The following is an 11,173-nucleotide window of genomic DNA, read 5'->3' as shown; positions in this document are numbered from 1 at the left end:
GATAAACAACATGCAGCACGGTGAAATGCTCGCAGGGGGCTGCAGCGGCGCATGACCAGCGAATATCGTGGACCCGATGACGGTGTTGCACCTTGCAGTTGAGCGGACAAAAGTTGTCACCGTGATGGACGACGCGCACCTGCTCAATATGCCTGTCCGGGAAGTATATGACCGCCTGGGAGCGAACGATGCTGGAGCGGTAGCCGATCCCGCCGGCCGTCAGTGCCGCCATAAGAATCAGATTTACTGCCCAATACATGCTACCGTCTCCAGCGTAATGTGGAGCAAGAACAGTGCCGAACAATAGTAACGTCCTCTGAGCGTTTTCACCATGCTTGGCGTGACGTCCTAAATCTTGCGAAGCTCTATGAATATCATACCCGTAACTCATGGACTTCAAACTTCTTTATCTTCGTGCAGGCCGTCCTAGGCGGTCGTGTTCCTTGACGGACTCATCGCAGGCTACGGCATCGCCATTCCCGTGGGCGCCATATCCGTGCTTATTGTGGACATGAGTATGCGCTGTGGCTTCCGCACCGGTACGATGGCTGCGGCCGGCGCCGCTACCGCCGACACCCTCTTCGCGTTGGTGGCCGTCGTCGGCGGGGGCGTCATGGTGGTCCTTCTGGAGCCCGTCCAGACCCCACTGAGGGTCCTCAGCGCTGCGGTGCTGATCATCATCGGCCTCAATGGCCTCCGCAAGGCCTTTGGTGCCACGGCCCGCGTTGAAAAGTCCGCCCAGGAATGCGCCCCCCTCACCATGTATGCCCAGTTCCTGGGCCTGACCCTGGTCAATCCCATGACCATCGTCTACTTCGCTGCCCTGGTGCTGGGGTTGTCGGACCGGGCAGAGCTGGGGCTTTATCAGGGGGCCGTCTTCGTCATCGGGGTAGGCAGCGCCTCCCTGTCCTGGCAGGCCCTGCTGGCCGGATTGGGTTCTTTCGCCCGTAACATCGTATCGTCCAAGTTTTCCATGGGGGCACGCCTGGTGGGCAGTGGCATCATTCTGGGGCTGGCCATCCGCATTCTCACCAGGGCCCTTTCCAACCCGGCACTTTGAAGTGCCCATGCGCTGGCCCCGCAATCAATATGATGTCGTCCACCTGACCCCGTTGCGATTTACCGGCTTGGAGTGCCCTGTGCGGCTGTGCGCACGTTGCGGCCGGTCTGACTCGACAGGCGATGGCCGATTCGGTCGACGGCTCGTCCCCGCATGCCATTGCCCCCATCCCCTGCCCGCCCTAACTTTGTCCGGCCATGGACCCCCAGCCCCTGAAGCTGTTCATCCCCGGCCCTACCCCGGTAGCGCCGGATACCCTCGCGGCCATGACCGGGCCTCCCCTGGGGCACCGCACCCCCGAGTTTTCCCGGCTGTGGTCCGAAGTGACCACGGGCGTGGAGCAGCTCCTGGGGGCAAAACAGGTGTTTCTCTGCTCCCATCCCGCCACCGGCACGTGGGAAGCGGCCGTGCGCAACAGCGTCCGGAAGCGGTGCCTCAATCTGGTCAACGGCGCGTTTGGGGCGAGCTGGCACAAAGTAACCCAGGCGTGCGGCCTGCCCTGCGATGCCCTGGAACGGGAGTGGGGCTTTGCCATTACCCCGGATGACGTGGACCAGGCCCTCAGATCCGGTCGCTACGACGTGGTGACCCTGGTGCACAATGAGACCTCCACGGGGGTGCTGAATCCGCTGGAAGATATTGCTCACCTGGTGCAGGCAAAATATCCCGCCGTATTGCTGCACGTGGATGCCGTGAGTTCCATGGCCGCCGTCGAACTCAATGTGGCCCAGTGGGGCTTGGCCACCTGTTTTGCCTCGGTCCAGAAGGCTTGGGGCCTGCCGCCCGGCTTCACCGTCTGCGCGGTGTCTGCGGCCACCCTCGAGCGATCTACGGACATGGCGGGCAAGGGCTATCTGTTCGATTTCATTGTATATGACAACTATTACCAGAAACAGCAAACGCCCACCACCCCGTCCCTGCCGCACCTGTATGGACTCCGGGCCGTTCTCCGTGCCATCCGCCAGGAAGGGCTGGCCGCCCGTTATGAGCGTCACCGGCAGATGGCCGCCACGGCGCGGGCATGGGCGCAAACACATGGCCAGGGTCTGTTTCCCGAGGCGGGCTACGAATCGGTTACCCTGACCGCCATTCGAAACGTGCAGGGCTGGGACCTGGACCGGGCCTATGACGCCCTGGAAGCCCGGGGCTATCGCATGGATCGGGGCTACGGCCGGCTGCGGGGAGAGGTTTTTCGCATCGCCCATATGGGCGCTGTCATGCCCGCCGACCTGGCGGAGTTCCTGCAGGCCTTCGACGAAGTGCTGGCGGGGGAGGGGGTGACCGCTTGAAGCGCGTCCTGGTTACGGATCCACTATCAGCCGCAGGCCTTGAAGAGCTCAGTCGGCGCGGTCTGGAGGTCATTAACCTGGTGTCCGCCGCAGACGATCCCCAGGCTCAGGGGGGGAACGTCCCCGTTGAGCAGATTCTGGCCGAGGTAGGATCTGTCCACGGCTGGGTGGTGCGCAGCGGTACCAAGGTCGATGCCGAGCTGCTTAACCGCGCCGACAACCTCCAGGTGGTGGGGCGGGCCGGCGTGGGGGTGGACAACATCGACCTGGAGGTGGCCACGCTCCGGGGCGTCGTGGTGATGAATACCCCCGATGGCAACACCACCTCGGCGGCGGAGCACACCCTGGCCATGATCATGGCCCTCGCCCGCAACATCCACCTGGGACACGGGCAGCTTTTGGCCGGCCAGTGGGACCGGCAGGCCCTCCAGGGGGTGGAACTCCGAGGCAAAACGATGGGCATCATCGGGCTGGGGCGCATCGGCAGGCTGGTATTGGGCTACGCCCGCGCACTGGGCATGCAGCTGCTGGGCCACGACCCCTACGCGCCGCCTGGCATGGTGGCCACCGATGAGCTGCGCCTGGTAAGCCTGGACGAACTGCTGGCCCAGTCTGATTTTGTTACCCTGCACGTGCCGCTCAACGATGAGACCCGCGATATGCTGGACGCCACCCGCCTGCAACAGATGAAGCCCACCGCCCGGCTCATCAACTGCGCCCGGGGCGGCGTCGTCAACGAGGCCCACCTGGCCGCTGCACTGAACAGCGGTGCCCTCGCTGGAGCCGCTGTCGATGTCTTCGTGGACGAGCCCCTAGCCGCCGATAACCCCCTGCTCAAGGCTAAAAACGTGCTGCTCACCCCGCACCTGGGGGCCTCCACCCGCGAAGCTCAGGAGGGGGTGTCACTCACCATCTGCCAGCAGGTGGCCGACTTTCTACTGGAGGGTCAATTGCGCGGCGCACTGAACATGCCCGTGGCCGACATGGCTCTGCTCAAGCAGCTGGAGCCGCACCTCACCCTGGCCACCACCATGGGCCGTATCCTCACGCAGCTGCTGGAGGGCAGCCCCACGGCGGTGCGGGTAACCTGCTCCGGCACCCTGGAAGACCCCCATCCCATTGCCCTGGCGGCCCTGCGCGGCGTGCTTGAGCATATGCTCGACTCCCGCCTCAACTTCGTCAACACCGGCGCCGTGGCCCGTGAGCGCGGCATCGCCTTTACCCACAGCTACGAGTCTGCCGATGCCGGTTATGCCAATCTCGTACGCGTGGAGCTGGAGACCGGCGAGGGTACCAAATCCATGGCCGGCTCCGTGTTCGGTGCCCGCCATTTGCGCATCGTGGAAATTGAAGGCTACCACCTGGAGCTGCAGCCGGAAGGGGTCATGCTGTTTATCCGTAACCGCGACGCCCCGGGTGTGCTGGGCCGCATTGGCACCACCCTGGGGGGCTTCGGCGTCAATATCGGCGATGCCTTGCTGAGCCGCGAGCGCAGCGCCGAGGATGCTTACCTGGTGATCAAGCTCGACGGCGCCCCCACCGCCGGCCAATTAGCCGCCCTCGGCGACCTGGATGGCATCATGTCCGTGAAACAGGTGCGGCTGTGATCCGGCGGTCGTGCGCCGATGGACGGCGAGCGGCGGATGGTTTTGGGCATGCCGGCGGACGATCGCCATTGTCCAGCGCCCACAGCGGCTCACCCTTGAGCGCATCGACTCAGACCACAAACGGATCCTCGAGTTCCGCTATGGCAACGGCCATCCTGGTGCACGGGAGGCGCAGGTAGGAGTCGGCTTCCGCCAGGTCTTTGAGGGCCTGGCGGGATCAGTCCCGGTAAATTGCCACCTCCACCCGGCCGGCCTCGTCCACGTACCCCCGGTACATGCCCGCCGTGTTGAACGGCATGGCGATGTAGCCCTCCCGGTCCAGGGCGATGACCCCGCCCGTGCCGCCCAGGGCCACCAGCTTCTCCATCACCACCTCGCGGGCCGCTTCCACCACTGTCAGTCCCTGGTAGGCCATGAGGGCCCCGATATCGTGGGCCACCACGGCGCGGATGAAATACTCCCCCTGGCCGGTGCCGGAGACGGCGCAGGTCTGGTTGTCGGCGTAGGTCCCGGCCCCGATGATGGGCGAGTCGCCGATGCGCCCCAGGCGTTTGTTGGTCAACCCACCCGTGGAGGTTCCGGCGGCCAGATTGCCCCCCTGGTCCAGGGCCACGGCACCCACGGTGCCCTGCTCCCGGGCCGGCTTGCCACGGCCTTGGGCTTTCTGCAGCGCGTCCCACCGCCGCTGGGTGAAGAAGTACTCAGCCGGCATCATAGGCAGACCCTGTTCCCGGGCAAATTGCTCGGCTCCGTCCCCGCCGAGCAGGACGTGGGGGGTGGCGTCCATCACCATGCGGGCCAGCCGAATGGGGTTCTTCACGCCCCGCACGGCCGCCACCGCCCCCGCCTGCAGGCTAGCACCGTCCATGATGGAGGCGTCCAGCTCGTTGGTGCCGGCACTGGTAAAGACGGCCCCCTTGCCGGCGTTAAACAGCGGTGAGTCTTCCAGCACCACCAGGGCCTGCTCTACAGCCAGCAGCGCCGTTCCGCCGGTGCTCAATACAGCGTAGCCCGCTTGCAGGGCTTCCGCGAGTTTGGCCCGGTAAGCGCTCTCCAGCTCCGGCGACAGGCTCTCCCGCGTGATGGTACCGGCGCCGCCGTGGATCACCAGGCCGTATTCGATCCGCCGGGCGGACTCACCCCCGCAGCTCCACGTTGCCAGCCCCAGGGTCAAAGCGAATATCTGCCTGTACGAACGGTGTTTTGGCATGGCCATGTTGCGCTCCAATTTATTAGTTGGGTGGCGGAAGCTACGGGGCGGGAGCCGGCCATTCAAAGCTGTCACGGCGCTTGCCGGAACCCGGAAGCCAGGCTCAATATTGCTGTCGACCGGCGCGGCTCCGCTGTAACATCAAACCGCCCCGGTTCATGAAACTCTACCTCAAGCCCGTCCACCCCCTGGCCCGCGCTATGTACCGCAACCACGGCCACTTCCATGCCGGTGACGCCGGACTCGATCTGTTCGTCCTGGATGATCAGACCTTTGCACCGGGGGAGACCCAGCCCATACCCCTGGGCATTCAGTGCGAACCCGCTGACGGCCGCGCCTATCTGCTCATACCCCGCTCCTCCATCTCGAAAACGCCCCTGCGCATGGCCAACTCCATTGGTCTTATCGATGGCGGCTACCGCGGCGAACTGCTGGCGGTCTGCGATAACATCAAGCCTGCGGCGCATACCGTCCACCGGGGCGACCGCCTGTTTCAACTGGTGGCTATGGACGGCTCACCCATCGAATATGAACTCACCGATGAGCTGTCCACCAGCGCCCGGGGGAGCGGCGGCTTCGGCAGCACCGGGAGCTGAACGGCGCGGCATGGCGGGCAGTCTGCCTGAGGGGATCAGTGGGCTCACCGCGTACTTTAGCACTCACGCCTAAAGAGTGCTAAGAAAGGCTTGTTCCCCTCAACGGAGCGCGAGTAAATTCCTTGCTGCCCAATCCTGCCGCAAAACAGCGCAGAATGGGATTTTACACAGATAACTTGCAAACCGAATGAAATTCAAGACGCAATTTCGTTGCCCGTAAACGGAGGAAAGATTCGATGAAACTGAAGCCCCTTCAAGACCGCGTTGTCGTCAAGCCGGCTGAGGCAGAGGAAGTCAGCAAGGGCGGGATCATATTGCCCGACACCGCGCAGGAAAAACCCCAACAGGGCGAGGTGGTGGCAGTGGGGCCGGGAAAAGCGGCCGATAACGGCGAGCTGATCAAGCCCCAGGTCAAAAAGGGTGACAAGGTGCTGTATGGGAAGTATTCTGGCACCGAAATCACCTATGAGGATGAAGATTACCTGATTGTGCGCGAAAACGATATTTTCGCTATTCTGTAACCCGTAAGATTTAAATTTTCTAGAAGGAGAATCCAAGCCATGTCGAAGATGATAGCTTATGATGCTGATGCCCGCCGCGCGCTGAAATCGGGTGTGGACCAGTTGGCTGATGCTGTGAGGGTGACCCTTGGCCCCAAGGGCCGCAACGTGGTCCTTGATAAGAAATTTGGTGCTCCTACCATTACCAAGGATGGCGTGACCGTTGCGAAGGAGATCGAGCTGGAGGACCCCTATGAGAATATGGGCGCACAGATGTTGCGCGAGGTGGCCTCCAAGACCTCGGATGTGGCTGGCGATGGCACCACCACCGCCACTGTCCTGGCCCAAGCCATCGTGGCCGAGGGGCTGAAAAACGTGACGGCGGGGGCCAACCCCATGGATCTGAAGCGGGGCATCGACCAGGCTGTGGAGGCCGTGGTCGCTTCGCTTAAAACCCAGAGCCGCGATGTGGGTGGCAGGGATGAGATCGCCCAGGTGGGTACGATTTCGGCCAATGGCGACGAAGTCATCGGCAATCGCATCGCCGAGGCCATGGAGAAAGTTGGCAACGACGGCGTCATCACCGTCGAGGAAGGCAAATCCACCACCATCGAGCTGGAGATCGTGGAGGGCATGCAATTTGACCGGGGCTACCTGTCCCCTTATTTCGTCACCGATCCCCAAGCCATGGAAGTCCAGGTCGAGGATGTCTACATCCTGATCCACGAGAAGAAAATCAGCGCCATGAAGGATCTGCTCCCCATTTTGGAAAAGGTGGCGCAGTCAGGCAAGCCGCTGGTGGTCATTGCCGAGGACCTGGAAGGTGAGGCCCTGGCAACCCTGGTGGTGAACAAGATTCGCGGCTCGCTCAAGGTGGCCGCGGTGAAAGCGCCCGGTTTTGGCGACCGCCGCAAGGCCATGCTCCAGGATATCGCCGTGCTCACCGGCGGTACGGTCATCTCCGAGGAGCAGGGTTACAAGCTGGAGAACGCCACGCTGTCTTATCTGGGCACAGCCAAGCGCATGGTCATCGATAAGGATGACACCACCATCATCCAGGGTGGCGGTACCACGGATGAGATCACCGCCCGCATCAACGAAATCAAGGTGCAGATCGACAAGACCACGTCCGACTATGACAAAGAGAAACTCCAGGAGCGGTTGGCCAAGCTCTCCGGCGGCGTGGCCGTGCTCAGCGTGGGCGCTTCCACCGAAGTGGAGATGAAGGAGAAAAAGGCCCGGGTTGAGGACGCTCTCCACGCGACCCGCGCCGCGGTGGAAGAGGGCATCATTGCCGGGGGAGGTACCGCGCTGGTGAGAGCCATCACCGCCATCGATGAGAAAGATTTCAAGGGCGATCAGCTCACCGGAGCCCGTATCCTTAAGAAGGCCCTTGAAATGCCCCTGCGCCAAATCCTCCTCAATGCGGGTCTGGAAGCATCGGTTATTTACGCCCAGATACGGGACAACAAGGGCAATGACTACGGCTACGATGCCCAAAATGACAAGTTTGGCAGCATGTACAAGATGGGTATCATTGACCCAACCAAGGTCACCCGTGCCGCTCTGGAGAATGCAGCCAGTGTGGCCAGCCTCCTGATCACCACCGAGGCCCTTGTCGCTGAGAAAAAGGAAGACGACAAGTTACCGGCGATGCCTCCGGGCGGAGGAATGGACGGGATGTACTAGCGGCCGGCCCTCGTAAATACGCCAACGAACCAGGCGGCCCCGGTTTTTCGGGGCCGTCTCGTTTTTGTTGACCTGCGTCAGCTGCCGGACGCCAACGGGTCCGCGACGCCGGCATCCCTGAACCCCCGGCCCCTGAGCGCGCAGCTGTCACAGTGCCCGCACGGCCGGTCCTCCCGCTGATAGCAGCTCCACGTCAGATGCAGGGGGGCGTCCAGCTCAACGCCCTTGCGAACGATCGCTCCCTTGCGCAGATGGATCAGAGGCGTCAAGATGCTGATACGGGTCTCCGGACGTGTCCCTGCCTCGACGGCCCGTTCGAAGGCATCGAAAAACTCCCGGCGGCAGTCGGGATAGCCACTGCTGTCCTCTTCCACCGCCCCTACATAGACGGCCTGCGCGCCAAGCACCTCCGCCCAGCTCACCGCTGCGGAGAGCAGGTTGGCGTTACGGAAGGGCACATAGGTCACCGGGATGTCCGGGTTGGCGAGGTCGGCGTCCGGTACGACCAGGCCGGTGTCCGTGAGCGCTGAGCCGCCCATGGCTCCCAGGTGGCGCAGGTCCACGACCATGCGGCGCTGGGGTGGAATGCCGTAGTGCGCGGCAATATCATTAAAGGCCTGGCGCTCACGCCGCTCCGTGCGCTGCCCGTAGTCTGCATGCAACAGGGCCAGCTCAAAACCCTGGGCCGCCAAGGCCACACTCACGCAGCTATCCAGTCCTCCGGAAGCGAGCACCACTGCACCGGGCGCAGCCTGGCCGCCGGACGTGGCCGTCATTCGCCGGCGTCCTGACGAGGCGTGCCGTCAGGCGTCTCCCACGCGGGGCAGAGCAGGTCTTTGTAATCGCAGTAGTTGCAATGATAGCCGGTCCGATAGGGAAAGTCCCTGCTGCGGACATGGTCAGCAACCTGCGCCACCCGTTCCTGGAACTCGGCCAGCTCTGCAGCGCTGAAGGTGACCCGCACTTCCGGGTCATCCGACCGCAGGAAGTAGTACAGCAACTCCTGGCGCCCCGGTCCCAGCCGCTGCCCTGCAAGCTCATCGCTTTGGGCAAGATAGAGGGCATACATGGGCAGTTGGGGTGCCTGCCGCGCCTCGCGCTCCGACTTCCTCTTCTGTGATGTCTTGTAGTCCACGACAGTAATATTGCCGGCCTCGTCCCGGTCGATGCGGTCGATCCGTCCGATGATGCGAACGTTGTCCAGATCGAGCTCAAATTTGTGCTCCACCGCGAGCACGGGCGGCTCTGCTCCTTGAAGCCGCTGCTCGTATGTGGCGAGTAGCGCGGCGGCATCCTCCCTGTATTGGGTCTCCTCCTGAGCGTAGGTGAAGCCCTCGCTGCGCCACTTTTCCCTGAGCAGCTCCGCCATGCCCGGACGCGGCTCGGTCCTGTCCGGCCGGTGGTAGGCTTCCAAAACCTCGTGGATGATGGTGCCGAACCGCAGGTAGGGCCTGTCCCGGGTGGGAATCTTGTCCACCTCGGCGAAACGGTATTGCAGCGGGCAGGTTTCGTAAGTCTCCACGCTGCTGGCGGAGAGGGTGATGGTTGATGGCTCCGGCTCGGGCGCGGGAGCTGCCGAGAGCCGCCGCTGCAACTCGTCGCTGAGCGGATGCACGCTGAGATCGGGGGCCTGACCGGCCTCGTGCTCCGCTACCAGCTGCAGAGCGTCCACCAGCACGTGGGCCTGCTTGAACGCGCCCCGGCCCAGCTCCTGGGCCAGGCGCTGCCTCAGTTCCGTCCTGTAGGCGCTACCCTTCGCGCCCCCATCAGGTTGGGCCTCGTCCTCCGGCAACTGCTTTATCATGACCACCCCCTCCGGCAAGTTACGCACAAATGGCGCCTGCCGATCAGGTGTGGTAAGGACGGTTAGCTGTTCTCGGGCCCGGGTGATGGCAACGTAGAAAATCCGGCGCTCCTCCTCGATGTGGGCCAGTTTGCCATCCGGCTCGCCGCGGGTTTCCCACCGGCGCCATGCAGCTGGCGGGGCATCCACCTCTCTCGGGGGGCGGTAGTTGAGCGGGAACCTGCCACTCTGCAGGAAGGGGATAAACACCGTCCGGAACTCCAGCCCTTTGGCGGCGTGGACGGTAAGCACGCTTACAGCGTCGGCAGACAGCGCCTCGGGCAGCCGCGCCGGTAGCGCGTTGGCCTCATGCATCACGGTCACATACTGAACAAACTGCCCGAGAGAATTGTCCTGGTGGCGCTGGCTGAAATCACGGGCGGACTCCAGCAGCAGATTCAGGTTGGCGATGGCCAGGCTATCTTCCCGGAAGCCGGCGCTGAAGTACTGCCGGTACAGGCGGCTGGCCACCAGGATGCGCTCCACCATCGCACCGGCGTTCTCTGTCGCATTATCCTGCATGAGAGCCCGAATGCGGACGACCAGCGGAACGGCCTGGGCCCAGCCCACGAAGGGTACTTCCGCACCGCGAGTGGGAGCTTCCTCGTCGCCCAACACATAGGGTTCAACGTCCTCCAGCCGCCAGCTTATGCTTGCGTCCTCGTTTTGCAGCAGTCGGTACAGGCCCGCCGGTGCGTCCGGCGTCCGGGCCACCACCTGGCACCAGGCCAGAGCGGTCCGGATGGCCGGCAAGCGGAAGAAATCAACGCTGTTGACCTGACACGTTACATCGTGCTGGGCCAACCGAGCGACAATTTCAGCTGCCTGACTGTTTGTGCGCACCAGGACGGCGACTTCATCGGGGCGGCGCTCCCCGGTGCTCACCAGACGATGGATCTCAGTGGCTACGTAGTCGGCCTGCGCACGTTTTGAGCCCACTGCCAGCACTGGGAAGGCCACGACCTTGGGGCGCGGTGTGGTTTTTGACGCCGTGAGGCGCTTGTCGTGCCGACGCGTGTTATGACTGATCACGGCATTGGCCAGGTCCAGGATGGATTGGGTGGATCGGAAGTTTTCAGCGAGGATAATCTCGGCGTAGTCGGATTGGTCCTGATAGCGCTGCCTGAAATCGCGCAGGTTGTAGCTGCCGGCGCCTCGGAAGCGGTAAATGCTCTGGTCGTCGTCTCCAACCACTGTCACGCTATGATGCTGTGCGGCCAGCCGCGCCACAATCGTGTTCAGGGCAAAATTGTTGTCCTGAAACTCGTCCACGACGATCGTGGCATAGCGCTCCTGAAGGACACCCAAAACTTCCGGCCGCGAGGCAACCAGCCGCCAGCATTCATAGATCATATCGCCATAGTCCACCAGCCCAGCCT

10 protein-coding genes are annotated in these 11,173 nt (G+C 63.2%); 6 read left to right on the top strand and 4 right to left on the bottom strand.

Annotated features, from left to right (window positions below):
- On the bottom strand, positions 1-259 hold a 259-nt coding region (locus tag IH971_09165; GenBank protein ID MCH7498008.1), incomplete at its 3' end, for a hypothetical protein.
- A gap of 177 nt (positions 260-436) precedes the next feature.
- Between IH971_09165 and IH971_09160 the strand changes: the two genes are divergently transcribed.
- The 3 genes from IH971_09160 to IH971_09150 all read left to right on the top strand — a co-directional run bounded on the left by IH971_09160 (position 437) and on the right by IH971_09150 (position 3,956).
- The gene (locus IH971_09160) at positions 437-1,060 is read left to right on the top strand and encodes a LysE family transporter (GenBank protein ID MCH7498007.1); all 624 of its coding nucleotides are present in this window, start codon (positions 437-439) and stop codon (positions 1,058-1,060) included.
- Positions 1,061-1,257: 197 nt separating this feature from the next.
- Complete coding sequence (locus IH971_09155; protein MCH7498006.1) at positions 1,258-2,349, top strand: alanine--glyoxylate aminotransferase family protein; 1,092 nt, start codon at positions 1,258-1,260, stop codon at positions 2,347-2,349.
- Positions 2,346-3,956, top strand: a complete 1,611-nt coding sequence (locus IH971_09150; protein MCH7498005.1) for a phosphoglycerate dehydrogenase — start codon at positions 2,346-2,348, stop codon at positions 3,954-3,956. The genes IH971_09155 and IH971_09150 overlap by 4 nt, the downstream gene beginning before the upstream one ends.
- A gap of 217 nt (positions 3,957-4,173) precedes the next feature.
- On the opposite strand, the gene IH971_09145 is transcribed toward IH971_09150, so the two are convergent.
- Complete coding sequence (locus IH971_09145; GenBank protein ID MCH7498004.1) at positions 4,174-5,172, bottom strand: isoaspartyl peptidase/L-asparaginase; 999 nt, start codon at positions 5,170-5,172, stop codon at positions 4,174-4,176.
- A 152-nt stretch (positions 5,173-5,324) separates the two neighbouring features.
- Here IH971_09145 and IH971_09140 point away from each other — a divergent pair, with 152 nt between their 5' ends.
- The 3 genes from IH971_09140 (at position 5,325) to groL (ending at position 7,951) form a co-directional block, all read left to right on the top strand.
- A complete protein-coding gene (locus tag IH971_09140) occupies positions 5,325-5,762 on the top strand; it encodes a dUTP diphosphatase (protein MCH7498003.1) in 438 nt (145 codons plus the stop codon).
- 236 nt (positions 5,763-5,998) lie between these two features.
- Positions 5,999-6,283, top strand: a complete 285-nt coding sequence (groES, locus tag IH971_09135) for a co-chaperone GroES (protein MCH7498002.1) — start codon at positions 5,999-6,001, stop codon at positions 6,281-6,283.
- 39 nt (positions 6,284-6,322) lie between these two features.
- Positions 6,323-7,951 (top strand): chaperonin GroEL, encoded by a 1,629-nt coding sequence (gene groL / locus IH971_09130; protein ID MCH7498001.1) that lies wholly within the window; start codon positions 6,323-6,325, stop codon positions 7,949-7,951.
- Positions 7,952-8,028: 77 nt separating this feature from the next.
- On the opposite strand, the gene queC is transcribed toward groL, so the two are convergent.
- Both queC and IH971_09120 read right to left on the bottom strand, forming a co-directional pair.
- Positions 8,029-8,727 (bottom strand): 7-cyano-7-deazaguanine synthase QueC, encoded by a 699-nt coding sequence (queC, locus tag IH971_09125; GenBank protein ID MCH7498000.1) that lies wholly within the window; start codon positions 8,725-8,727, stop codon positions 8,029-8,031.
- On the bottom strand, positions 8,724-11,173 hold a 2,450-nt coding region (locus tag IH971_09120), incomplete at its 5' end, for an ATP-dependent helicase (protein ID MCH7497999.1). The genes IH971_09120 and queC, both read right to left, overlap by 4 nt.

The organism is Candidatus Neomarinimicrobiota bacterium (assembly GCA_022560655.1).
Taxonomy (GTDB): Bacteria; Fidelibacterota; Marinisomatia; order SCGC-AAA003-L08; family TS1B11; genus JADFSS01.
Note: the sequence above shows the minus strand (reverse complement) of the source record. Positions and strands in the feature narration are given on the sequence as shown.